The organism is Psychrobacter pocilloporae, from assembly GCF_029872915.1.
GTDB lineage: Bacteria > Pseudomonadota > Gammaproteobacteria > Pseudomonadales > Moraxellaceae > Psychrobacter > Psychrobacter pacificensis.
This window is the reverse complement of record NZ_PGFT01000001.1, coordinates 633,082-658,285: the sequence shown is the minus strand read 5'-3', so window position 1 is coordinate 658,285 and position 25,204 is coordinate 633,082. Positions and strand designations below refer to the sequence as shown.

Annotated in this window: 24 protein-coding genes, 1 tRNA gene, 1 other RNA gene and 1 pseudogene; 9 read left to right on the top strand and 18 right to left on the bottom strand. The window is 44.4% G+C overall.

What is annotated here, in order from left to right; translation table 11 throughout:
- Positions 1–49: 49 nt before the first annotated feature.
- From era to CUR83_RS02845, 10 genes are all read right to left on the bottom strand, one after another.
- Positions 50–1,081 (bottom strand): GTPase Era, encoded by a 1,032-nt coding sequence (era, locus tag CUR83_RS02890; protein ID WP_093067978.1) that lies wholly within the window; start codon positions 1,079–1,081, stop codon positions 50–52.
- Positions 1,082–1,329: 248 nt separating this feature from the next.
- The gene (rnc, locus tag CUR83_RS02885; RefSeq protein ID WP_223334849.1) at positions 1,330–2,127 is read right to left on the bottom strand and encodes a ribonuclease III; all 798 of its coding nucleotides are present in this window, start codon (positions 2,125–2,127) and stop codon (positions 1,330–1,332) included.
- Between the two features lie 103 nt (positions 2,128–2,230).
- The gene (locus CUR83_RS02880; RefSeq protein ID WP_223334848.1) at positions 2,231–2,623 is read right to left on the bottom strand and encodes a DUF4845 domain-containing protein; all 393 of its coding nucleotides are present in this window, start codon (positions 2,621–2,623) and stop codon (positions 2,231–2,233) included.
- Positions 2,624–2,766: 143 nt separating this feature from the next.
- Positions 2,767–3,669 (bottom strand): signal peptidase I, encoded by a 903-nt coding sequence (lepB, locus tag CUR83_RS02875; protein ID WP_071002300.1) that lies wholly within the window; start codon positions 3,667–3,669, stop codon positions 2,767–2,769.
- A gap of 102 nt (positions 3,670–3,771) precedes the next feature.
- Positions 3,772–5,571, bottom strand: coding sequence for a translation elongation factor 4 (gene lepA / locus CUR83_RS02870; protein WP_071002301.1), 1,800 nt, complete (start codon positions 5,569–5,571; stop codon positions 3,772–3,774).
- Between the two features lie 404 nt (positions 5,572–5,975).
- Positions 5,976–6,052: transfer RNA gene (locus tag CUR83_RS02865), tRNA-Met, on the bottom strand.
- A gap of 122 nt (positions 6,053–6,174) precedes the next feature.
- Positions 6,175–6,557: RNase P RNA component class A (gene rnpB, locus CUR83_RS02860), an RNA gene on the bottom strand.
- Positions 6,558–6,651: 94 nt separating this feature from the next.
- The gene (gene bioD / locus CUR83_RS02855; RefSeq protein WP_284719043.1) at positions 6,652–7,368 is read right to left on the bottom strand and encodes a dethiobiotin synthase; all 717 of its coding nucleotides are present in this window, start codon (positions 7,366–7,368) and stop codon (positions 6,652–6,654) included.
- A gap of 2 nt (positions 7,369–7,370) precedes the next feature.
- Entirely contained in the window at positions 7,371–8,690 is a 1,320-nt protein-coding gene (gene bioA, locus CUR83_RS02850; protein WP_416383512.1) for an adenosylmethionine--8-amino-7-oxononanoate transaminase, read from the bottom strand.
- A gap of 55 nt (positions 8,691–8,745) precedes the next feature.
- Entirely contained in the window at positions 8,746–8,994 is a 249-nt protein-coding gene (locus tag CUR83_RS02845; protein ID WP_058024492.1) for a YfhL family 4Fe-4S dicluster ferredoxin, read from the bottom strand.
- Here CUR83_RS02845 and CUR83_RS13430 point away from each other — a divergent pair.
- Positions 8,995–9,045, top strand: a pseudogene (locus CUR83_RS13430) (hypothetical protein); the annotation flags it as partial. It abuts the gene before it with no gap.
- Positions 9,046–9,089: 44 nt separating this feature from the next.
- Here CUR83_RS13430 and coaD read toward each other — a convergent pair.
- Positions 9,090–9,608 carry a pantetheine-phosphate adenylyltransferase gene (gene coaD / locus CUR83_RS02840; RefSeq protein ID WP_071002303.1) on the bottom strand — a complete coding sequence of 173 codons (519 nt, stop codon included), beginning with the start codon at positions 9,606–9,608 and terminating at the stop codon, positions 9,090–9,092.
- 252 nt (positions 9,609–9,860) lie between these two features.
- Between coaD and smpB the strand changes: the two genes are divergently transcribed.
- Positions 9,861–10,337, top strand: coding sequence for an SsrA-binding protein SmpB (smpB, locus tag CUR83_RS02835; RefSeq protein ID WP_071002304.1), 477 nt, complete (start codon positions 9,861–9,863; stop codon positions 10,335–10,337).
- Positions 10,338–10,610: 273 nt separating this feature from the next.
- On the opposite strand, the gene rarD is transcribed toward smpB, so the two are convergent.
- Positions 10,611–11,630: an EamA family transporter RarD gene (gene rarD, locus CUR83_RS02830; RefSeq protein WP_284719042.1), complete on the bottom strand. Its 1,020-nt coding sequence runs from the start codon at positions 11,628–11,630 to the stop codon at positions 10,611–10,613.
- Between the two features lie 244 nt (positions 11,631–11,874).
- Here rarD and CUR83_RS02825 point away from each other — a divergent pair, with 244 nt between their 5' ends.
- Positions 11,875–12,342 carry an Lrp/AsnC family transcriptional regulator gene (locus CUR83_RS02825; RefSeq protein ID WP_071002305.1) on the top strand — a complete coding sequence of 156 codons (468 nt, stop codon included), beginning with the start codon at positions 11,875–11,877 and terminating at the stop codon, positions 12,340–12,342.
- A gap of 251 nt (positions 12,343–12,593) precedes the next feature.
- Positions 12,594–13,244, top strand: coding sequence for a YidX family protein (locus CUR83_RS02820; protein WP_071003693.1), 651 nt, complete (start codon positions 12,594–12,596; stop codon positions 13,242–13,244).
- A 92-nt stretch (positions 13,245–13,336) separates the two neighbouring features.
- Here the strand turns inward: CUR83_RS02820 and CUR83_RS02815 are convergent, their stop codons facing one another.
- Both CUR83_RS02815 and CUR83_RS02810 read right to left on the bottom strand, forming a co-directional pair.
- Positions 13,337–13,969 (bottom strand): hypothetical protein, encoded by a 633-nt coding sequence (locus CUR83_RS02815; RefSeq protein ID WP_071002306.1) that lies wholly within the window; start codon positions 13,967–13,969, stop codon positions 13,337–13,339.
- Between the two features lie 10 nt (positions 13,970–13,979).
- Positions 13,980–15,290: an ammonium transporter gene (locus CUR83_RS02810; protein ID WP_425301320.1), complete on the bottom strand. Its 1,311-nt coding sequence runs from the start codon at positions 15,288–15,290 to the stop codon at positions 13,980–13,982.
- A 519-nt stretch (positions 15,291–15,809) separates the two neighbouring features.
- Between CUR83_RS02810 and CUR83_RS02805 the strand changes: the two genes are divergently transcribed.
- The 3 genes from CUR83_RS02805 (at position 15,810) to CUR83_RS02795 (ending at position 19,775) form a co-directional block, all read left to right on the top strand.
- On the top strand, positions 15,810–18,284 hold the full coding sequence (locus CUR83_RS02805) for a YgiQ family radical SAM protein (protein WP_284719041.1): 2,475 nt from the start codon (positions 15,810–15,812) through the stop codon (positions 18,282–18,284).
- Positions 18,285–18,616: 332 nt separating this feature from the next.
- On the top strand, positions 18,617–19,027 hold the full coding sequence (locus CUR83_RS02800; RefSeq protein WP_212563912.1) for a hypothetical protein: 411 nt from the start codon (positions 18,617–18,619) through the stop codon (positions 19,025–19,027).
- Between the two features lie 211 nt (positions 19,028–19,238).
- The gene (locus CUR83_RS02795; RefSeq protein ID WP_284719040.1) at positions 19,239–19,775 is read left to right on the top strand and encodes a hypothetical protein; all 537 of its coding nucleotides are present in this window, start codon (positions 19,239–19,241) and stop codon (positions 19,773–19,775) included.
- Between the two features lie 161 nt (positions 19,776–19,936).
- Here the strand turns inward: CUR83_RS02795 and CUR83_RS02790 are convergent, their stop codons facing one another.
- Positions 19,937–20,287 (bottom strand): glutaredoxin domain-containing protein, encoded by a 351-nt coding sequence (locus CUR83_RS02790; RefSeq protein ID WP_284719039.1) that lies wholly within the window; start codon positions 20,285–20,287, stop codon positions 19,937–19,939.
- Between the two features lie 170 nt (positions 20,288–20,457).
- Positions 20,458–21,615 carry a hypothetical protein gene (locus CUR83_RS02785; protein ID WP_284719038.1) on the bottom strand — a complete coding sequence of 386 codons (1,158 nt, stop codon included), beginning with the start codon at positions 21,613–21,615 and terminating at the stop codon, positions 20,458–20,460.
- Positions 21,616–21,932: 317 nt separating this feature from the next.
- On the opposite strand from CUR83_RS02785, the gene CUR83_RS02780 reads away from it, so the two are divergent.
- Positions 21,933–22,283 (top strand): IS630 transposase-related protein, encoded by a 351-nt coding sequence (locus tag CUR83_RS02780; protein ID WP_284719037.1) that lies wholly within the window; start codon positions 21,933–21,935, stop codon positions 22,281–22,283.
- The gene (locus CUR83_RS02775) at positions 22,258–22,782 is read left to right on the top strand and encodes an IS630 family transposase (RefSeq protein WP_342213130.1); all 525 of its coding nucleotides are present in this window, start codon (positions 22,258–22,260) and stop codon (positions 22,780–22,782) included. The genes CUR83_RS02780 and CUR83_RS02775 overlap by 26 nt, the downstream gene beginning before the upstream one ends.
- Here CUR83_RS02775 and CUR83_RS02770 read toward each other — a convergent pair.
- Both CUR83_RS02770 and ligA read right to left on the bottom strand, forming a co-directional pair.
- Positions 22,740–22,988 carry a hypothetical protein gene (locus CUR83_RS02770; RefSeq protein ID WP_284719036.1) on the bottom strand — a complete coding sequence of 83 codons (249 nt, stop codon included), beginning with the start codon at positions 22,986–22,988 and terminating at the stop codon, positions 22,740–22,742. The genes CUR83_RS02775 and CUR83_RS02770 overlap by 43 nt on opposite strands.
- Before the next feature lie 3 nt (positions 22,989–22,991).
- The gene (gene ligA, locus CUR83_RS02765; protein ID WP_284719035.1) at positions 22,992–25,106 is read right to left on the bottom strand and encodes an NAD-dependent DNA ligase LigA; all 2,115 of its coding nucleotides are present in this window, start codon (positions 25,104–25,106) and stop codon (positions 22,992–22,994) included.
- Between the last annotated feature and the right edge of the window lie 98 nt (positions 25,107–25,204).

The following is a 25,204-nucleotide window of genomic DNA, read 5'->3' as shown; positions in this document are numbered from 1 at the left end:
AGCATTTAACATATGGATAGCAATATTACCGTACTATGCGTGATTGCTATCAATATCCCAAACTGGTTAATGCACGTTCGTCATCAGACCAGCCACGTTTGACTTTGACCCATAGCGTTAGCATAATCTTTTTGTTAAACAGTTGCTCCATGTCTTTACGAGCATCCATACCGACTTGCTTGATGCGCTGGCCTTTATCACCAATAACAATGGCTTTTTGACCACTGCGCTCAACATAGATAGTTGCATCAATAAAGGTACAGGCTTTACGTGGACGCCCTGTCTTTGGATCTGTATGCGCAGGCTCGTCTTTAAACGCATCAATCTGTACAGTCAAGTCGTATGGCACTTCATCACCCGCACTACGCATGATTTTTTCACGAATGATTTCGCTCGCTAAGAATCGCTCTGAACGGTCAGTGATTTGCTCTGTATCATAAATAGGTGCAGCAACTGGTAAATGTGAGGCAATCACTTCTTGCAAACGATCTAAGTTTTGGTTTTTAAGTGCAGATACTGGAACGATATCAGCAAAGTCAAAACTTTCATTAAAGGTTTCAATAAGCGGCAATACGCTGCCTTTATCTTTTAAAGTATCTGATTTATTAATAACCAGTACGATCGTTAAATCGGTCTCACCAAGCTTTTGCAGCGTCAATAGATCATCATCACGCCATTGATCTGAGTCAACAACGAACAATACCAGATCAACATCTACTAGAGCGGATACTGCCGCTTTATTCATACGCTCATTAATCGCCCGTACTTCATTGCGATGGATGCCTGGCGTATCGACAAACACCGCCTGCATCTCGTGATTGGACAAAATGCCATGAATACGGTGGCGCGTCGTTTGCGGCTTACGTGAGGTAATAGACAGCTTTTGACCCAATAAGTGGTTCATCAACGTTGACTTACCGACGTTTGGGCGTCCAACGATGGCCACATAGCCTGATCTAAAATCATCAGCCAACTGGGCACTACCACTTGGTGCAAAAAACTCTTCAATCGCCAGATCGTTTTCTAGTGTGATATCTTCTACGCTATCTGCATTCGTATCGACATCTGTATTTTCAATCATATTTTGAGTACTATCTTCATTATTCGATGGCACATCAGGGTGATTGCTCATAAGTTGATCCTATAGGGTTTATATCCAGCCAAATATGACTTAATAGTTTGTCGGTGTAGTTACTATTGGATATCAGCTGGTAATATTTGAAATAAGTAGTATATAAGGTAAATTAGGTCTATGCCGCTTCAGGTCTTATCACGCAAAAGCGGCATTGTTGACTCAGAAATATGCCTATAATCACCTGCGAATATTCTCTAAGAGCGTTTTTTAGCGGATCCTGGAAGTTTATGCAACTGATTGATCATAAGTTCTGCTGCTTTTTGCTCCGCGATGCGGCGACTTTCACCAGATTCAGTAATATCAGGGCAGTTCTGAATATTCACGTGACAGCGTACCACGAAGATTTGATGAGGAGCGTTGCCACGTGTTTCCATAAGCTCGTAGCTCGGCAAATCAAATTGCTTAGACTGTAACCACTCTTGCAAACGGCTCTTCGCATCTTTTAGTGCTTTTTGGTCATTGACGTTGTCAATCAAGTCTCCATACCAAGAGAGTACGCAATGACGAGTAATCTCCATATCTTGACTGTCTAAATAGATGGCTCCAATCAAAGACTCTACCGCATCCGCCAATATAGAAGCACGATTACGGCCACCGCCCTTACGCTCACCCACGCCTAATATCAGATGGTTAGATAGCTCTAGATTTTGCGCGATAATAACCAATGATTCTTGGCGGACCAAAGTTGCACGCATACGGGTTAGACGCCCTTCGTTTTGATTAGGATAACGATGGTATAAAGCCTCACCCACAATCATGCCCAAAAGCGCATCACCCAAAAACTCTAGACGCTCATAGTTTTTTTTGCTGTCAAATGAGCGGTGCGTCAATGCAAGCTTTGGCAGGCTCAAATCATTAAATACATAGCCTAACTTGCGCGTTAAGACTGCTAAGCGCTGAGTAAATTCTGAGCTAACAACAAGCGTGTCGACAGACGTGCTATTTTTTTTGGAAGTAAGAACCGCTTGGGAATGTTGCGAAGTTGGTTTCATGCGTGGCTTGTGGTTATCCCTTCTGTTTTACAGATTCAGTTTAATAAGAGTCTATATTGGATTTTGTTGAGGACACTAAAGCGCTGTCCTATCTTATAATTATTTATTCTGCTGTAGCCATATCGATGTCTCCTTCGAAACGATTCACAATATCGACATTGCTAAAGAACGTATTGGTTACTGCATATTCTTTATGAATGGCCAATTGGCCCGTTTTTTTATTGGTAAAAGTGAATACATCTTCTGCCTTGGTGTCATAGTCAGCATTGATGGATAGCTGTTTATTAACACGCTCAACGAATTGCTTGGCTGTCTCGTTATTGTCATTGGCTACTTTAAGCTCTGCACTCAAAAGTTTCGTGAGCTGATAGTCACCAATTTGAGCAGGCACAATGGCCACTAGGAGTTTAACCGCGATCCCCAACATCATAATAATGAGAACGATGTTTGTCACACTAGCACCGCGCTGCGTGGCAAGACCAGATAACTGCTGCATTATGATATCCCTCTACAGATAGATGACTATTTTTAATAGCGTTCTATACCTATGACTTAGATAGTAAAACGCTATTTATTGAATAGTAACGATATTAGCATAAAACTATTATCGATAACTCAATCAATAGAGTACTCATGGTATTAATCAATGGTACCATTACGCTCGAAAGTTGGTAAGTTTAATCCTGGTGGTTTATGCATCCAAATATAGACCGCTTTACCCGCTAAATTTTCATCAGGAACAAATCCCCAGAACCTGCCATCTGCACTGCGATCACGGTTGTCACCCATCACAAAATAATGACCTTCTGGTACTTTAATGCGCCACTCTGTCCCCTCTGAGCTTACCACTTCTGGCGACTCTTGCTGTAAAAAAGGCGCATATTGGGCACTGTTCATCCCTTTTAGATAGCGAACCAAGTGCTGGTTCTCACCCTGCGTTTCTTGGAAGTACTGCGCGGCGCCTTCTTCTTGCTGACCCATCGCAGCCGCGCTTTCTTCTGTCAGCACCTCGCCTGGACCCATCTGTCCTGGCAGATAAAGCTGTGATGTCAATTCAGCATTGGCTGAAAAATCGATAGGCGTTGTTTTTACGGGTACATCGTTAATAGAGAGCTTGCCTTGACTGTAGCTCACCGTATCGCCTGGCAAGCCAATCAAGCGTTTAATATAGTAAATGCTTGGGTTTTCAGGATAGCGAAATACCACCACATCACCAGGCTCAGGTGATCCTGTATCCAACACCTTATTGTAAGTCAGCGGTAAGCGGACGCCATAAGCATATTTATTGACTGCAATGAAATCGCCCGTATATAGCGTTGGCACCATGGAAGAAGATGGAATATTGAAAGGCTCAATCAAAAACGAGCGTACGATCAATACGACAGCCAACACAGGAAAAAAATCATAGGCCCATCGCACTAGCAGACTTTCTTGACCTCGACCGCGAGTTTTGCGCTGCTTGAGTGCCAGCTTATCTAGCAGCCAGACAATTCCTAAGCCTATGGTCAACGGCACTAAAATTAAATTGAAATCAAAATCCATACCAAATTGCCTATTAACGTGCTGTTTGTCTAGTTGCTTTAATCAAAAAACTGACGATATTCAACTGTTATGTACCAGAACTTTCTCAGATAAAGCGATGTATTAACTGTCCACTTGTAAAACAGCCAAGAAGGCTTCTTGTGGAATCTCCACACTACCCACTTGTTTCATACGTTTTTTACCTGCTTTTTGCTTAGACAAGAGCTTTTTCTTACGCGATACGTCACCGCCATAGCATTTGGCCAAGACATCTTTACGCATGGCTTTTACCGTACTACGTCCAATGATCTGACTACCAATTGCGGCTTGAATCGCCACATCGAACATTTGACGTGGAATCAGCTCTTTCATCTTGGTCACTAGCTGATTACCGCGGAAACGTGCTTGGTCTTGATGCACAATCATTGCCAAGGCATCCACCTTTTCACCGTTGATTAGCACGTCGACTTTAACCAATTTGTCCACTTGATAACGATCAAAATTATAGTCCAGTGATGCAAAACCACGCGAGACTGATTTTAGACGGTCAAAGAAATCCATGACCACCTCACCCATCGGAATATCAAAGATAACCTGAACTTGCTTACCCATAAAGCGCATATCAACCTGCACACCGCGGCGCTCAATACATAGGGTCATGACGTTACCCAAGTAATCTTGCGGTACTAAAATCTGACAGCGGGCAATTGGCTCACGGAACTCTTCAATATTGTTAGGCTCAGGCAGTCTTGATGGATTATCAACATAGATGACTTCACCGCCTTTCTTTTCAATCTCATAGATAACTGAAGGCGCAGTGGTGATCAAATCCAAGTCATACTCACGCTCTAAGCGCTCTTGGATAATCTCCATGTGTAGCATGCCTAAGAAGCCACAACGAAAGCCAAAGCCTAACGCGTCTGAAGTATCAGGCTCAAAAAATAATGACGCATCGTTGATTTGCAATTTCTGCAGCGCTTCACGGAATTTTTCAAAATCACTCGAATCGACTGGGAACATTCCTGCATATACTTGTGGCGTGATCTGTTTAAAACCTGGAATACGTTCAACATCAGGCGTACTGGCATGCGTAATCGTATCGCCAACTGGCGCGCCTGCAATATCTTTGATACCAGCGATAACAAAGCCTACTTCACCCGCTTCTAAAATACCCGTATCGACAGGTTTTGGCGTGAATACACCGATAGAGCTTACTGGATGAGCATCGCCCGTTGATTTGATATAGATCTTATCGCCTTTTTTTACCGTCCCTTCACGTACGCGAACCAGTGAGACCACACCCAGATAACTGTCAAACCATGAATCAATGATAAGTGCTTGTAAGGGTGCTTCACGGTCGCCAGTCGGTGCTGGAATGAATTCAACCAACGCTTCCAACAATTTATCGACACCCAGACCAGATTTCGCTGAAACACGAGGGGCATCAATGGCTTCTATTCCGATAATATCTTCAATCTCTTGAATGACGCGCTCAGGCTCCACTTGCGGTAGATCAATCTTGTTAAGGACAGCCATGACTTCTAGGCCCTGATCGACTGCGGTATAACAGTTGGCAACCGACTGTGCTTCTACGCCTTGCGCGGCATCGACCACCAATAGCGCGCCTTCGCAAGCGGCCAATGAGCGTGACACCTCATACGAGAAATCAACGTGACCTGGCGTATCAATAAAGTTAAGCTGATAGCGCTCACCATTAGGATGGTCATAATATAGCGTGACCGACTGCGCTTTAATAGTGATACCGCGCTCACGCTCAATATCCATCGAGTCGAGCACCTGCGCCTGCATCTCGCGATCTTGCAAGGCACCGCACATCTGAATAAAACGATCGGCAAGGGTCGACTTACCATGATCAATGTGGGCAATGATTGAAAAGTTACGAATATTGGCTAATGCAGTCACAAAGCGCCTACTAAATTAAAGGTGATAGAATAAAGATAAGAGATAAATATGGTCAAGTACACTTGATAAGATAGGTATGCTTCGTTAAAACGTATGCTACAGGTCAGCTGTTGTGTCGATCGTAATCCTTAGAATGGATAACCTCGCCTAAAGCCCAGTACTTAGTACGGTAACTCTGCTGCGCTTTTGTACGCACATACCAAAGAGTATTCTAGCAGTTTTCTACTGCAAAGTAAGGCGATTTTAGTAGCAGAGAAAGTATTTATCAAGTAAGCGAGACTGACAGACATCTAACAAGGAGTATTTGACTAAGCAATAGCACATACAAACCTTGTAAATGAAAGATTATTTCAGGCAAAAAAAAGCCAATCCCAGAGAGATTGGCTTTTTAATACTGCTATATATGGTGGCGATGGAGAGACTTGAACTCTCGACCTCACGATTATGAGTCGTGCGCTCTAACCAGCTGAGCTACATCGCCGTTTTAGGCTGCACATTATGCCCAAGCTGCTGACCGCCGTCAACCCCTAATGGGCATTTTTTGCAAAAAAATGAATGTCATTCAAATTAACTGCACTTACTTACTACAACAAATGATAAAAAAGGTTTGGTAAACCGATAAGCCGGGTTCTGTCGTGGACGATCATTCCTCTAGGCGTATCATCGCTGATACGCTCAAGCAACCTACCCGCATCGAACGCGGGCCGCGCCATGCCGATGCCTATTTGGTCTTGCTACGCGTGGAGTTTACCATGCCGTGAGATGTTGCCATCCACGCGGTGCGCTCTTACCGCACCCTTTCACCCTTACCGATGACATTGGTGTCTTGCGACAATCAACTAAGTCAAAGGCGGTCTACTCTCTGCTGCACTGGTCGTCAGATTACTCTGCCCAGCCGTTAGCTGGCACGCTGCCCTATGTAGCCCGGACTTTCCTCCCCTGCTCATCTGTTGCCAGTGTGCAGCGGCGATCGCCTAGTCTACCAAGCGCGCTAGTATAGCAAAACTAACACCCGTATGGGAATGTCTTTTCGGCTTATTTTTAGAATGACTTTAATGACCTTAAAAGCATTTTAAACACTTAGATAAACGCTGTTGGCAAGGTTATGTCAGCATTATCTGAATGTTTATTTGCTTGTTTGGCCAAAACCAGCCAGTGAGCTTTGGGATAATGGCAAGCCAAATACGCCTGCAAAAAATCAATGGTACTATTTGCAATCTCAGCATCCGTTTGTTCAGCATCATCATGGATATGATTGTAAATCACACTATGGATCATTAAGCCGCGCGATTTTATGGCTTCTAAACTGAGTAACGTATGATTAATACTGCCCAGTCGGCCAGAGGTGACCAAGACGATAGGATAGCCTTGCTTGGCAATATAGTCCAAGGTTAATAGTTGCTCATTTATCGGTACCAGTAGCCCGCCTGCCCCTTCAAGCAACACCAACTCATAATCGGCTTGCAATGCGTTGGTGGCATCGGTAATCACATTGATGTTAAGAGGCTGATTGGCCAATGCTGCGGACAGATGCGGTGACGCAGGCTTCTCATAGCGATAAGGACAGGTGGTAAAGTCCAGATCGCATGGTTGTAATGGCATTCCCATCAATTGACGGTGACTTAAAATATCATCTGCAATGCCTAGCTCGCCATCTGGTTGTTTACTGATGCCCGTTTGTACCAACTTTTGCGTGATAACGTTGACGCCTTGCTGCATTAATGATTTGGCAAGCAGACCCGTGGCATAGGTTTTGCCAATATCGGTATCAATGCCGGATACAAATAGCACGCTCATGGTTAACCTCGATGTTCTAAATATTTACGTACTACTTTTAGCAGCGCTTGGCATAAGGTGGTCAGCTCATCATCAGTAATCACATAAGGCGGCATGATATACACCAACTTACCAAAGGGTCTGACCCAGATACCATTATCAATCAATAAGGATTGAAAAATGGGCATATCAACAGCGTCTTCTAACTCAATCACCGCCACTGCCCCCAAACAACGTACCTCGGCTACACCTGCCAGCTGCGCAGCTGGCGTCAGGGCTTGCTCCATCGTACGTTGCATACTGGCAGTACGCGTTTCGATATCATAAGACAGGATCAAATCAATCGATGCACAGGCGACCGCACAGGCGAGCGGATTACCCATAAAGGTCGGACCATGCATCAGCGCTGGATAGTCGCTATTGTGAATGGTATCGGCAATTTTGCGGGTACATAGTGTTGCAGCAAAAGTCATGTAGCCGCCGGTCAGCGCCTTGCCAATGGTCATGATATCAGGGCTGATGCCAGCATGTTCACACGCAAATAGTTTGCCACTACGCCCAAACCCAGTAGCAATCTCATCGGCAATCAATAGTACATTATGCTTATCGCACAGTTGACGCAGCAATTGTAGATATTCAGGACTATAAAAACGCATACCACCTGCGCCCTGAATAATCGGCTCGATAATAAATCCTGCCAGCTGCGCGCCATACTCTGCAAAAAACTGAGCTAATGTTTCACGATCATCTACTGTCAATACGCGATCAAACCCAAGTGGCGGCGCAGGAACGAAATGTTGCATCGGTAATTGCTTGCCATACAGACTGTGCATTCCATTGATAGGATCACAGACACTCATGGCATGCCAAGTATCTCCGTAATACCCTGAATGGGTTGACGCAAACTGCTGCTTGTTTGGGCGCTTGGCAGCCACTTGATATTGCAGCGCCATTTTTAGTGCCACTTCTACGGCGATACTGCCACTGTCCGCATAAAAAATAGCGTCAAGGCTAGAAGGCACAATATCGAGTAGCTTTTTGCCCAAATCTATCGCTGGCTGGTGGGTCAAGCCACCAAACATCACATGCGCCATTTTACCTAGCTGCTGAGTCAGCGCGTCGTTTAGCTTAGGATGATTGTAGCCATGGACGCTCGCCCACCATGACGACATACCATCCATTAAGCGCGTGCCGTCTTCAGTAATGATATAAATCCCTTCAGCGCGATCGATAACGATATTGGAATAGGTTGGTGGCAGGCTGGCATATGGATGCCAAAGATGTTGCTGATCGAACTCACTGGCTACTTGCATGGATTTGGTTGTCATTGTATTGCTGGTCATTATATTGTCCCTAAAACGTTGTAAACCCAAACGTCATCAATCGCTTATCAAGATTTTATTGACCTGTAATACGCTTGTATTTGGCTAATAAATCATTTTCTGTCTCGACATGGTTGGGGTCATGAGGGATACAGTCGACTGGACAAATCACCACGCATTGTGGCTCGTCAAAATGCCCGACACATTCTGTGCATAGATCTGGATCAATGACATAAATATCATCGCCTTCTGAGATGGCCTCATTGGGGCAAGCAGGCTCACACACATCACAGTTAATGCACTCATCAGTGATTAATAGCGCCATAAACTGCTCCTTATATTTTTGCTCATATTAGCCCTATCTGGCTGCGCTTGACTGTTTTAGCAAGTGCTAGCAGAGTATTTTTGATGCAGCATCTTTTAGTTACTATTTAACTTTTTGTCAAAAGCTTGCAACACACCAGGTGGGACAAATTTACTGACATCGCCACCGAGTTTGGCAATTTCACGAATCATGGTCGATGAGATGAATGAATAGTTCTGAGAGGGGGTCAAAAATACGGCTTCAAAGTTTTCATCAAGCTCGCGGTTCATATTGGCCAGTTGAAACTCGTACTCAAAATCGGACATCGCTCGCAGCCCGCGCAGCACGGCGGTGGCGTGTTTTTCGCGCATAAAATCAACGAGCAACCCTTCAAAGCCAATCACCGAGACTTGCGGCAAATCGGCAAATACGGTTTCGACTAAAGCAACGCGCTCTTCAAAATTAAATAGAGGTTTTTTATGATGCCCCGAGGCAACCGCAATCACAACCTCATCAAAGAGCTTGGTTGCGCGTGTCACCAAATCCACATGACCATTGGTAATGGGATCAAACGTACCAGGATATAGAATTTTGGTGTGTAGCTTTGAGGAATTAGGAGAAATAGAATGGCTCATAGCATGGCTAATATAATCGGTAATATTAGGCCATATGCTAGCAAATTTTGCTCAAACTTAATACTTATCTGCTACATTTGTCCTAACAGCCGATTTACCTTTTCACCAGAGGCTTTGATACAATAGGCGGTTCGACTCATCTGACTTATAATCCAAATAAAATTCAATACCATTGAATGGGTTAAGATGAGGAATTAGTAGGACTGGTCAAATAAGGCGCCTGTGTTTTTAGGCAATCCTTATGGAGAAATTATGTCAAAAAAATCAAAAAAACCTGATAATCAGATTTGCGCCAATAAAAAAGCGCGTCATGAATATTTTATCGAAGAAACCTTTGAAGCGGGATTGGCATTGCAAGGCTGGGAAGTCAAAGCCATTCGTGCAGGAAAAATGACCATCACTGAAGCGTACGTCATATTTCGCAATAACGAAGCTTTCTTATTTGGTGCGCACATTCAGCCATTACTATCGAGCTCTACGCACGTTAGTCCAGACAGTATTCGTACCCGTAAACTGCTGCTCAATCGTCGTGAAATCGAAAAACTGTCTGGAGCAATCAATCAAAAAGGCTACGCTTGCGTACCGCTGTCTTGCTACTGGAAAAACTCGCTGGTGAAATGCCAAATTGGCCTCGCATTAGGTAAAAAGCTGCATGACAAACGTAAGACGTTAAAAGATCGCGATTGGGAACGTGATAAGCAGCGTGGCTTTAAACAACACTTAGATTAAGTGTTATTTAATCTAAATGTCAAAAAAGGACGGCTCAGTAAATATAGAGCCGTCCTTTTTTGTACCTTATTAATGCTTATATAGTCAGTTCAAAACAAAACTGTCATAAGTTCCAAAGCGCTACTGGGATGAATTTTTCACAGCCTCTGTATATACAGCACGCAAGGAAAATTTATACCAGTAACGCTATAACATTTTTAAATTGGATCCACTATACTTATCAACTGTTAATACTCGTGACTGACAATACTCATTAACTACCCTACTAGCCGCTTACGCGACCTGCCCCTTGATTGATGATGGCACACTTTTACGAGCTCGAAGCTGCTTTATCCCATGAGCAATCAAACAAGAAATACCTAACCAGATCAACCCATAACTATAGATCATCGCTGATTCAAACGGATTACCGAGCACCGTCACCGCCAATATAAATAGCAAAGCAGGTTCTATATAACTCATCATGCCATAGACATTGACGGGTAGCATTTGGCTGGCATCAATATTGGTTTTCATTGCTAAGATGCTCAAAACGCCAAGACCAACTAACATCATGATCAAAAATCCAGACCCTGCTACCATCACCAAATTGCTAGATGCAAAAAAGTACAAGTAACCAAGCGCAAATGGGGCAAACAATGTCAGATCGACCAGCATACCAGTGATGGCGTCAATGCCTTGGAGTCTACGCACGATATAATATATCGGATAAGTACCACACACCCACAATGTCGCCCAAGAAACACTCTGCGTACGAATGATTTCACTAAACACCCCTACCGCCGCAAATGCGACCGCAAGCCACTGTAGACGACTGAGCTTTTCGCCAAACAGCAGGCAACCGAACACCACCATCATGAGTGGAAACAAAAAATAGCCCATGGCGGTTTGTACACCTTGCCCATTGACCGGTGCCCACATAAATAGCCAAAGCTGACTCAAAAATATCGGCGTAGGTAGTAGCAGCCAAACCCACTGTTTGATCGAGTGCAAAGCACGCAATTTATCGATGTGCATGCCTAGCCGTCCACTTATCAATAAGTAGCCAACCAACACCGCCCACATTGACAGCATACGCCAGATAAACACTTGTGTGCCTGACAAAGGCGTCAGAAAGCTGCTATACGCATAGAGTACACCAAACAAAATATTGGATAAGATGGCAAATGACACTCCCAACATCAGCGTGCGCTGCTGCGTGTTACCAGTCGTCCAAATCGCAGGCAATGGCAAACGTGAAGTAGTGGTTGCTAGCGCATTAGCGAATACATTGGAGAGCATTGAGATAGACATGATAAGCACCGTAGTTATTAGTAGATGATAAAAAAACAATTACTCGCTCTTTTTTTAAAGCAGCTCTGATTGGTACGGTCTATTTTACTAGAGTGCTTTGATATATTATCTCTATAAAAATGTATTTATGGATAAATTTATCAAAATAATGTCATATAAATAACTATTTTCTTAAATTTAAATTATTAGTGATAATATTTATAATCGAAAACCTAATAATCATAATTAATGAGGGTACATTATCATGAGCCATATCCTAGACAGCACTGATAAAGCTATTTTGAATTTATTGCAAGACGATGCGACATTACCGCTTAAAACTGTCGCAGAACGAGTGCATGTGTCTGTTGCGACGGCTCAGCGTCGCATTCAAGCATTGATAGATAGCGGCGTGATTACCAAGCAAGTCGCCATCGTTAATCCTAATAAAGTGGGTTACGGTCTGACCGCAGTGGTGATGATAGAAATGGAGCGCTCCAACACATCAATGCAGCGCCGGTTTGAGCGTTTGATGGATTCGCAAACACAGGTGATGAGCTGTTATGAAGTCTCGGGCGATTTTGATTTTATGCTGATGGTCAATGCCAAAAACATGAGCGACTACCACCAGTTCACCCGTAGCTTGCTGACTTACGAAAATAATGTACGCAATTTTAAAAGTCAGTTTGTGATGAACTTTACCAAGAGTGGAACCAAGATTACCTTAGACTAAATACATCTACCTGTATTAGTTGAGTTGGTATCAGCTTTTTTATTAATAATTAGTGTTTAAACTGCATTCAAAACTTGTAAAAAACTAACATAAGTTGGATAATATTAGCAATTTTTATTCATCGAAGTAGACAAGGAAGCCTGATCATGACCTATCAACCAGACTACCCTCATAAAATAAACAGCAGGTATAACATACTAAAGCATATAAGCCCAAAAGCTTTGGTAAAAGGGACTTTGCTGACTTCTTCAATGCTTGCAATATCAGGCTGCGCGACCAGCTCATTGCTAGAAAGTAATGACCATATCATCACGACCAAGCAGACATTGTCAGAAGATCAAGTGATCGCTTTTGGCCGTCCGGCGCAGGCATTACCAAAAACGCCAAATGCGACGATGGTTATCGTTGGTGAAAAAAACAGCTACGTACTTACCCAAGGTGGGACTGAGATGATCAGTTTGCTCAGCAATCTGACACAAAAAGACATCCACGTTGACAATGACATGAGTTTTTATGTCCCCAATAACGATGGATATTTCCAAGGGGAGATGAAGCTTTCTTACGCCAAATTAAAAGACGAGTTTGGACGCTCAGATTATCAGTTCTTTTTACAAAATAATGCCCGAGAGTGTACCTCAGCCAGTGATCAACGTATTGGTGCCCAGCGTTTTTGTTTTAATGTCCCCGTGAAAGGTGCCATATATCCGCAAGTGAGTAATTTAAGCTTGATTCAGTCAAATTATCGCGCTCTAACCAAGCCTTATACGGTAAGCTTTTATACTCAAACGCAGCAAAAAAACACAAACCGTCATGGACCAAATAGCGCACAAAAACTGGTGCTGCTGCCCTTTGCCCTTGCATTTGATGTGGTGACTTTCCCGCTTCAATTATTAGATAATTAAAAGCTATCAGACAGCGCACTGACTCACCTGAAACCATAAGGTACGTTACGAGGCGATATCCGTACTTGCTCGTAACGTGCTCACTTGATAGGTTAAAATAACTTTTCAACAATGGCTTTTGGATAACTTTGCTTGGCCGTTTGTGCCGCTTGAAACAGTATCTCATCTGCCTCTACAGGACCAGTAATATCGCACAAGCACACGTAGGCAAGCTGCATCAGATTATTTAACAGGTGCTCATTGTCCGGTACAGGTGGACGATTACCTTCCAAAAATTGATTGATATTGATGTGGTGCCCTTTGAAGGTGCGTTCTTGCGAAACAGTTTGGTGCATACTATGAAAAAAGCTGCGACTGTCTGCTACCGTTAGCTGACTGCGCAGCGCTTCTATCACGGTATAAAATGCGAGAACGGGCTCAGAGATAGGTACGGGTGCATTGATTGTCTCGTTATGGCCATTGTGACTGTCAGACTCCACTGACTGCTGACTATCCACTTGCAACGTAGCCCAAAAGCCTTTACGAATTTTAGATTTGTGATCTTGTAGTTCAGGATAGCGCCTTGTCGCATCCAACACACACTGCTGCATCATTTTGACAGAGACAGTTGAGTACTGTTGCCACTGCCTCTTGAGCAGGCGCACCTCTTCAGGATGTAAATACTCTGACAGCACCTCTGCCATCGCAGACACGGTTTGGTCGACGGATTGAGTATCAATATTCATCAGTTCTCTCCTATAAATGCCGCTCTGTTAGGCTTTTCGCATCGAACATCTGCTTTTGAAATTCAGGATAGCCGAGCTCGGCATGCTCGGTATAATCAAGGCCACGCTGCTCATGTAAGCGGCTGGCCTTTAACCCAAAGCTTAGATCAATCAGCTTATACATCACAAGACCCAACCCCAGTCCCCAAGCTAACGCCACGCCCACGCCTAGCGCTTGTACGCCCAGCCGTGATAAGTTAAATAAGTCCCCTGTATAAAACAATCCAGCCGCGAGTGTGCCCCATGCACCGCCGAATCCATGCACTGCCACCGCTGATACCACGTCGTCTATTTTGAGCTTCAATAATGCTTGCGTGGATAAAATATAGACCACAGAGGCGATGGCACCGATGACAACGGCGAAAACAGGCGTCGTCGTGGCACAGCCTGCCGTGATAGACACCAAACCAATCAAACTGGCATTGACACTATCACTGAGCAAAATGGCTTTGCTCATTGTCCGAGCAATCAGCATGTAGCTCACCACCGCACTGACCGCAGCGATAAAAGTATTGACGGCAATCAAGCCAATATTTCCAGTGATAGATAATGTCGATCCAGCATTGAAGCCGAACCAACCAAACCATAAGATAAACCCGCCAAGCGCCAATAGCGTCATGTTGTGACCTGCGATGAGTCTTGGCGTACCATCAGGGGCAAAGCGCCCCAATCTTGGCCCAATGACCAAAATGCCTGCCAGTGCCAACCAGCCCCCGATAGAATGCACCACGGTCGAACCAGCAAAATCAATAAAACCAAGCTCAGCTAGCCACCCTGACCCGCCAAAATACCCACCCCAGACCCAGCTGGCAAACACAGGATAGATAAATAAACAGATCAAGCAAGCGGCGACTGCATAGCCGATAAACGAGACACGCTCTGCCATGGCACCACTCGCGATGGTCACCGCTGTCGCCGCAAACATCATCTGAAAGAACATCAGCGCCCAGTCCATATTGGATAGATTGACTGGCATAAAATGATCGGTACCGACAAACCCCGAATGATTAGTACCCATCATTAGCCCAAAACCCACCAAATAAAACGCCAGACCACCGATACACATGTCGGTGTAGTTTTTCATCATCACGTTTACCGCGTTCTTGGCACGCACGGAGCCGCTCTCAAGTAGCGCAAAACCTGCCTGCATAAAGAACACCAAAACCCCGCCCCAAATAATCCAAGCGATATTTTGATATTCGAGTAGCTGCGCCACCGTCAATGTGTCAGCCGCGGCCGCTTGTGCACTGGCAATCGTGCCAAACAATAGCGTCCCCAGCATAAGTATCTTGTGCAGTAATGTTCTTAGTAGCCCTTTTATCGCATTCAGCCCAACAGATGATGTTCTCATTTTATCTCCAAACACTTATCTATCCGTTCAATTTTTATCGGTGCACCATTTTCACTCATGAATGCACACAAATAAGCCCTAACGGGGTTGGAGCAAAAGCTATGCCAAAAGCTATGGATGAAAATCAGAACAGCTAACAAACATGAGAAAACAAATGATTAGTACTGACCAAACCCATACTTTGATAACTGCACTTTAACAACCATGCTTGCGACAATGTGACGGTTCTGCTGAAATCATTTTTGCCATTGTTTGGTTGGGCTAGTCGCTCACTTTGCATAAGCAGTTTATCTCGCGCTATCAATAACTTATCGGCAATCACCACTCATAGAATAGGTCGCATAGTGAAGGTGATTCATGTTAAAATGAGCACTTTTAAATCAGCCTTTATTATCAATGATGAATAAGGGGTGTATTTTTAGTGCCATTTTCTAATTAACAGGTCCGCCCATGTCTGCCGATACCATCGCCCGCACTGCCTTTAAACAAGGCACCAAGCCACTTTATGATTATGACAAACACTGGGCGAGCTGCTACGAGCCTGCGCCTTATCTGCCGATGAGCCGCAAAGAAATGGACGATTTGGGCTGGGATGCTTGCGATGTTATCATCGTCTCAGGCGATGCCTATGTCGATCACCCAAGCTTTGGTATGGCGATTATCGGTCGCTTGCTTGAGTCACAAGGCTTTCGCGTCGGTATTATCGCGCAGCCTGATTGGAAGAGCAAAGACGCCTTTATGGAGCTTGGCAAACCTGTCTATGCGTACGGCGTGACCGCTGGCAATATGGATAGTATGATCAACCGCTATACCGCCGATCGTAAAATCCGTAGTGATGATGCCTACTCTCCTGGCAACGTCGCTAATAAGCGCCCTGACCGCGCGGCTATCGTCTATAGCCAGCGCTGCCGTGAAGCCTATCCTGATGTCCCGATTATCTTGGGCGGTATTGAGGGCAGCTTACGCCGTATCGCGCATTATGACTATTGGTCAGACAAAGTGCGCCGTAGTATTTTGCTCGATGCGCGTGCGGATGTCTTATTGTATGGTAATGCTGAGCGCGCCATCGTCGATGTGGTACATGGTCTGTCGAAAGGCTATAGCTTTGAGCAAATGAGTAAGCTACGTGGTACAGCGTATTTATTGACCCCAACGCGTCGTCATTGGCAAGCGGATATGACTGAGGTCGCCAGTAACGATGTCGATACCGTTGGCCGTGTCGATCCGATCATCAACCCGTATGTCATGACCGAAGACGTTGATAGCTGCTCAATTGAGCAGAACAAACCATCGGACTCGCCTGTCGGGCAAGCCATGCCGTCATCTATGTCATCACAATATCAGGGTTTTGTCGCTGAGCCAGTCACTGACAAAATCATTAATGCCGACCAAGTGGATACTGATACCCAAGTGGTACAGATGCGCGGCTTTGACAATGCGTTTAATAAGCCAAAAACCGCCCGCAAGCATAAAATCAAAATGCCCCCACGTGAGCAAACGGTGATTCGTCTGCCTGACTATGAGCATGTCAAATCTGACCCTGTGCTTTATGCGCATGCCAACCGTATCTTACATTTAGAGACCAATCCGGGTAACGCTCGCGCGCTGGTGCAGCGTCATAGTAGCGGTGCAGGTAACTCGCATACTTCTATCGATGTCTGGCTGAACCCACCACCGATTCCACTCTCGACTGAAGAGATGGATTATGTGTTTGACCTGCCCTATGCGCGTCTGCCGCACCCAAGCTATGGCGATGCGCGCATCCCTGCTTATGACATGATCAAGTTTTCGGTCAATATCATGCGCGGCTGTTTTGGTGGTTGCACCTTCTGCTCGATCACTGAGCACGAAGGCCGTATTATCCAAAACCGTTCAGAAGACTCAATCTTGCGTGAAGTCGAAGCCATTCGTGATACTGCACCCAACTACACTGGCGTGATCTCTGATCTTGGTGGGCCAACGGCCAATATGTATCGTCTGAGCTGTAAAGACGAGACGATTGAGAAAAACTGCCGTAAACCGTCTTGCGTCTATCCTGATGTCTGCGAAAACCTGCTGACCGATCACAGTAATTTGACCAAACTGTATCGCAAAGCCCGTGATATCAAAGGCGTGAAAAAAATCCTTATCGCCTCTGGTTTGCGTTATGATTTGGCGGTTAAAGATCCTGAATACGTCAAAGAGCTGGTCACGCACCACGTCGGTGGCTATCTAAAAATCGCCCCTGAACACTCAGAAGACAACGTATTGTCAAAAATGATGAAGCCTGGCATGGGCACGTATGATGAGTTCAAAGCCATGTTCGAGCGCTTTAGTGCCGAGGCGGGCAAAGAGCAGTACCTCATCCCTTACTTTATCGCCGCGCACCCTGGCACCACCGATGAAGATATGATGAACCTTGCGCTGTGGCTCAAACGCAATGGCTTTCGCGCGGACCAAGTACAGGCGTTTTATCCAAGTCCGATGGCAACCGCGACCACCATGTACCACTCGCACAAAGACCCACTGCACAAAATCAACCGCGAGCAAGGCGATGTGACCATCGTCAAATCGGGCAAACAGCGTAAATTGCACAAGGCATTCTTGCGCTATCACGACCCAAAAAACTGGGCACTACTACGTAAAGCGCTACAAGACATGGGGCGTAGTGATCTGATTGGCAAAAACCGTGGCTGCTTGATTCCGCCATTTAACGCGCACTTAGAGGGACGTGATGCGGCGCAAGACAGCTATCAGTCAGCACGCAAAAAGAACAGTCGCCTTGGTAATGACTCGGTGAAGCGTAGCAACAACTCGTCAAACAACAACGCTGCAAACCGTGCTGGCACAAGCAAAAATACGGTCGGCAAAAATACCAAGAAAAAAGTCAGCAAAGGCAATTTCCAAACTCAGCATACAGGTCTGCCACCGCGCAAAACCAAATAGCTTGATAAGAAGTAGTTTTAATAATATGAATAGTATAGAAACATGAACTAAACGTAGGCCGTATTAAACTCATAAAAAAGCACCTATCAGCGCTCAGTTGATAGGTGCTTTTTTATCTGACTTATTAATGAATAAAAATTCAAATGATTATCGTTTATCTTTCAATAGGCTGGTGATGGTAAGTTACATTTGTCAGTGATTGGGTAACGAAGCTAATAGGTAATGAACAATTTCTAACACGGCAATACTTCGTTTTCGCTACTATAAGCCTCATATGCTAAACGCATTATTAAGAACAAGTAAATGACACCAGTAATACTTTGGAGAGGATGATGAATACCATCACTAAAATTGCAACTGCCCTACCTGCACTTGCCTTACTGAGCGCTTGTGCCACGACTGCCTCTACCACGCCAGAGACGACTGATACCCCTGCACCAGAAAAAGTCACTGCCGCTTATGACCGCATGGCAGCAGCCCCATATACCTGTACCGATGGCAGCACCATCATGGCAAAGCAGTCTATTAACAAAAAACAAGTCATGCTCAATGCCACCTTACCTAAAGTAAAATGGACAGAGCAAAAGCTCGTCTTAAACGGTGATGTAAAAGGCGACGTCGCAAGCTATGTCAACGACTCAAACCCAAAAGCGGTCTATGCGTGGCACATGAAAGGTGACAAAGGAATCTTTGCAATGAAATGGGCAAGCGGTCAAGAATATAAAGTAAACTGCCAACTCTAATCAATCAAAGATAAGCAGCGCTCTATCAAAAAATAAAACAGTCGCCTTAGAGTGGCTGTTTTTTTTATGCGTGCTTTTTATAAATCTTGTCTGTCTGATATTTCTATAACCATGACTTGTTTGTCTCATTTCGCTAGAGAACTATCAGGAAACCTGTCAAAATAGCCTTTAGCACCAATTAATGATGATCAATAGTAAAAAGGATAACCCGATGGCGACGCGTCTGATAACGATGATGGTAATGGCAACTGCTAGTATGTGGACGCTAACAGGCTGCGACGATAGCGTCAAAACTCCTGATCCAGCCGCCGAAACAGCGGCGACCGCATCAGACTCGTCAACACCCGCAGCCGATCAGATAGATTGGTCATTAGTCGATAGCGGGACAAAGCCTGCCGATCCCACCAACTATAAGTATCCATTTGCAATCGATAGTCAAAACGTCCGTGACTATGCAGAGTACTTCGATGTGGACGCGGCGACAGCGCAGCACAACCTCACTATCAGTATGGCAAGTAACGAAGCGCTATCCAAAGCCTTGGATCAGCTGAGCGAAACCTATGTCTCACATGAGCTGACCGATGGTAACGAGATGACACTGGTCATTCATACCACGCCCAATGTCGCTGCCAGTCGCTATGACTATGTGTTATCAGACGACTTTGCCAAAGGGTTGATATTACCTATCGTAATCAAACCTGATGGCAAAAAAGGGGATGCTAAGGCGCATGGGGAAATGACGGAGTAGCTCGATGTATCGGTTATGCATCATCAAACCACTTGATTATAATAAAGCGCGAATCAGCATATAACCACCCATACCGAACATCATGACGTTTTCGGTTAAAGAGATCGCGCCCAGTGGTACATTACTATCGGCGCGTACGTGGTGTCGTCTGTCTCGGGTTCTTAATTGCCCAAAAATACTTGCAGATCATCATTGCCGCCAATGCGCTTGCCATTGATAAAGGTCTGCGGCGTGGTCTTGACCCCAAGCGTCTCTTTGACCAATGTATTCTCATCTTGGGTCGTGATATGGCGATCAATGATGTCGTAGCCTGCGTGCTTGAGCGCATCGATTGACTTGAGGCCAAACGGGCATAAATGATCTGGCATCACCATACGAAAGATGACGGCAGACTGCCCGCCCTTCTTTTGGATATGCTCGCCTTGTAGAGTGTCGATGAGATGCTGTGCTTGCGGGCTATGTCTGGTGTCTATAGTGTCGGTATTAGATTTATTATTAGTATTGTCTGCCATAACGCGCTCCTTACGTTTTCCTTATTCGCTTTTTGATCATAATTTTTCTTATGACTGTGACTATTATCTTATAAGTATCGGTAAGGACGATCTGAATCAGTCTTGTTACCTTTGTTAGGTTTAATGATAAAGTGGTTGGTTTTGGTTCGTATCCATGCTACTAAAAGATATTAATTTTGACGATAGGGGTTGTTTGATGGCTCAATTTTTACATTAGTATCACAAAGTAGTTTCGCTAAATAAGGTTGATATTGTGTTGCAGCAGGCGCGATATAAATTTTGTCTAAATGGGCTTTTACCTCTGGTTCGTACTCCACATATAGAAATTTGCCAAAATTCATTTTTACTTTAGGGTCATCAAGTGAGGTGATATATACCATACGGCATTCTTGCTCTTCTTGAAAAGCTGAATGTTTAATCAAATATTTCAAAGGTAGAATAATCATCTCCAACAGACTATCTATCTCTTCCATATCTTCTTTACCCATACCTTTCAAATTGCCTCTTTCTTCAATGGCATTTCCATAAATCTTTTTTAATTCTACAAATGCTTTTTTGAACTCATCAGTTTTTATTTCAATATATTCTTTATACTTATTCCATTCAAATTCAGCTTCGGTTGTACTGCCACCTTCTAAGATATTATGACCAAATTCCCGAAAAAAAGTTAAACGATTACGTTGAGCTAAATGGATATAATCTGAAGTAGGATCAATATAGACACATCTCATTACAGGCTGTTCTTTAATTCCTTCGAAAGATTTTTCAAAAGCTTTGTCTTCTGGTACCTCAATAGCACCTTGCTTAATAGAAGCCGTATCAGTTTTTTGCAAATCACCTTTAAATGCTACGTAAGACAATCCTATAGCAGGATTATGTTCTTGAAAGAAGTTTTGGTTAAATACTAAACTAATTCCAGAAGCTTCCTTATTGTCTTGTTTGCCATATAATCTAAACTGGTTAAGACTATCGTGATTAAAAGTAAAACAACTGACAAAAGCATGTAACTTCTCATCGAAGTCCGGCGCATAAAATGAAGTTTCTTTTACCCCTTTCAAATAGTTTAAAAGCAATTGACCTTCACTTGGATCATTAACATTATTGATAGTATTGAGACGAAATGCACTTGGCTTTGTTTGCTCTTCGTCCATATGTAGCAGTTTTTCTGTTGTATATGTACCAGTGTAGTGAGCTAACTTTCTTTCTGGAGATTTTTCTATATCTGATAACTTCTTGAAGTCTAATTTTAAAATATTGACTACTGATAATGTTTTATCTAAAAGCTCTAGAAAGTATTCACCTAACTTTATAGTTTTAGAATCTAACATCAATTTATATATCTTTCCATAACAATTAGACTCATACGAATAAGCAATGCTAATCAATTTAAACAATTGAATAGATTTTTCATATTTACCTTTTGACAAATAATCTTTTGCAAATAAAAAAGCATATTTTCTTGTAACTCTATTTACCCAGCTGTTTTTTCTAAAAGCTCTACTACTTTTTTACAAGCTCCATTTAATTCATTCTTATAATTGTATTCTATGACAGCTATATTTAATTTAGCTAACTCGTAGTATAGTCAATCCTACTTAAAAATGTTATAAACTAATTATCAAACCCAATTGTTATTATAAAGACCATGACTTACTCACTAGATTTCCGCAAACAAGTACTAAAAAGCTTAGACGAGGGTATGACCTTTGCCGAGGCAGCTAAATTCTATAACCTCAGCCCAACCACCATACAAAACTGGAAGAGACGTGTTCATAGTAAAACAACCAGACAAACCAAACCCTATAAAATACCAGATGACGTGCTACTTAATGATGTCAAAGAGCATCCTGATGATTACCAGTATGAGCGAGCACGTCGTCTAAACTGTAGTAAAACAGGCATTTATCATGCCCTAAAGCGCCTAGGCATCAGTCAAAAAAAAGACCTTAGAGCATCCAAAGGCATGTCCGATAAAAAGAGCGATATACCACAGTAAGCTTAATAGCTTTATGCAGCAAGGCTATCCTATTGTCTATATGGATGAAAGTGGCTTTGAGGCTGAAACCATTCGTTCCCATGGTTACGCGCCTATTGGTAAGCCTTGTATTGATCGCTACAACTGGCAAGGTAAAAAGCGAACCAATGTTATCGGTGCTCTGTATAACAAGATGCTGTTTGCCCTAGATTACTTTAAGCACAACATTAACAGCAACATATTTTACCACTGGTGCAAATTCACGCTAATCCCAAGTCTTAAAACCAAATGCGTGATTGTGATGGATAACGCCAGATTTCATAAGAGCAGGCGTATTCAAAAGCTACTGAATAGACATGGTCATCGTATTCTTTGGCTGCCGCCGTACAGCCCTGATCTGAATCCTATCGAGAAAAAATGGGCACAAGTGAAGTTTCTACGCCAAGGCTGGATGGAAAACGACTTATCCAAATTGTTTTATGATGTTTGCCCTAACCATAACAATTTTATTTTGAGCTGACTATATTCTTTATCATCACTTTCTTTTATCTTTTGCAAAGTCTTTATACTTAAATCATATTGCTTATTAGCCATCCTATAGTCTTGTATTTCGAACTGTGCTATTGCATAGGCCTTTGTTCCATCTTTCTTACGCGTAACTTTTAATAACTCTTCAACATCTTTACGAGTTTCTTCGTCTAGACCTTTCATGTCATCAGTATTCATACCCTACTCCCCAACCATCGCCAAAAACTCTTCCTCACCCACTATCTTAACGCCGAGCTTTTCGGCTTTGGTCAGCTTAGAGCCAGCCTTATCCCCTGCCAGTAGCGCAGTGGTTTTTGCGGAGATACTGCCTGAGACTTTTGCGCCTAGTGCTTGCAGTTTGGCTTTGGCTTCATCACGCGCCATGCTATCGAGCGCACCGGTGATAACCCACGTCTGCCCATCGAGCGGCAAGCCATCTGCCGAGACCGCCTCGACCGTGTCCCAATGCACGCCCGCTGCCTGTAGCGCGTCGATCACCTCAATATTGTGCGGGGCGTGGAAAAACTCATGTACCAGCTCGGCGGTAATTGCGCCCACGTCGGGGGTCTGTAGTAGCGCGTCGATGTCCGCCTGCATCAAGGGGGCAAGCTCGCCAAACTGCTGCGCGAGGTTTTGCGCGGTGCTCTCGCCTACACCGCGAATGCCGAGCGCGTAGATAAAGCGCGCAAGGGTGGTGTGTTTGCTCGCTTCAATGGCGGCAAGGATATTATTGACCGACTTTTCGCCCAGCTTTTCAAAGTTAATCAAATCATCGGTGTGCTTGTGCAGCTGATAGATATCAGCGACGGTCTTGATGAGTCCGTGCTCAAAAAAGCTAATCAGCCAGCGCTCACCAAGCCCATCGATATCCATAGCACGACGTGAAACAAAGTGAATCAGCGCCTCGGTCTGCTGCGCTGGGCAATACAGTCCGCCTGTGCAGCGGGCTAAGGCTTCGCCCTCGGGCAAGATGACGGGTGAATGACAGACAGGGCACGCGCTTGGTAGGGTGACAGGTTTACTGTCTGCGGGGCGCTGGTCTACCCAAACGCGGGTGACTTTGGGTATCACATCGCCTGCGCGGTGGACGCTGACCATATCGCCTGCACGCACGTCCAGACGCTGAATCTCACCAAAGTTATGCAAGGTGACATTGCTGACGGTGACGCCGCCGACTTTGACAGGTTCAAGCTTACCGACTGGGGTGATTTGCCCTGTCCGTCCGACTTGCCATTCGATATCGTTGAGACGCGTCATGACGGTTTCGGCAGGGAACTTATAAGCGGTTGCCCAGCGCGGCTCACGGGATAAGAAGCCGAGCTGCTGCTGTAATGCAAGGCTATTGACCTTAATCACCATACCATCAATCTCAAATGGCAAATCGGCACGACTTTCTATCACTGACTCATAATAAGTCTGCGCGGCGCGTGGATTGGCGACCACTTCTACAGCGCTGACGGTGAAGCCAAGCTCGGTGAGCCATACCAGCGCCCCTGATTGGGTGTCGATATTTTCAGGCAGTCCTTGATTGACCGAATAACCGTAAAAGGCCAGTGGACGACTGGCGGCTATGGCGGGATCTAGCTGACGTAAGCTACCAGCGGCGGCATTACGTGGATTGGCAAAGGTTTTGCCCTCATTCTCTTCTGCCAATCGATTGAGACGCTCAAACCCTGCCTTGGGCATCAGTACTTCGCCGCGCACTTCTAATAGCTCGATATCAGCCGCATCCGCTATCCATAATGGCAAATTGCGAATGGTTTTGGCATTTTGAGTGATGTCTTCACCCGTCTGCCCATCGCCGCGCGTGACCGCTTGGACGAATTTGCCGTGCTCATATTTTAATGAAACGGCCAATCCATCGAGTTTTAGCTCCATTTCATATTCAGGGTTTTGCTGCGAGTCGCTAAGACGATCATTGACACGGCGCATAAAGTCACGCAAATCATCGTATTCAAAGACATTGCCCAGCGATAGCATCGGGATGTCATGCGTGACTTGGGTAAAGGCCGATAGCGGCATATCGCCGACTTGATTGATTGGGCTATCTGGCTGAACCAAATCTGGATATTCTTCTTCGATTTCAAGCAGCGAGCGGCGCAATTGATCGTATTCGCTGTCTTCTAAGATTGGATTATCTAGTACATAGTAGGCGTAGTTGTGCGTTTTTATCGACTCGATAAGCGTGCGCATTTGCGAGACAATTTCTGCATTATTATTTGTGCCGTCATTGGCCGAACTGGCTATACTGGATGTTGCACTTTGTACTTGAGCAGATAGGTTTTTAGAATTATTTGGTGAGGTGGCGTCAGTCATAGTCGGTGTCTTTTTTGTCATTCAAGATGACGATATGATAACAAGTTTACAGGAGGCTCGGATATAGCCAATCCTATATAAATCAGCTACTGTGTCAG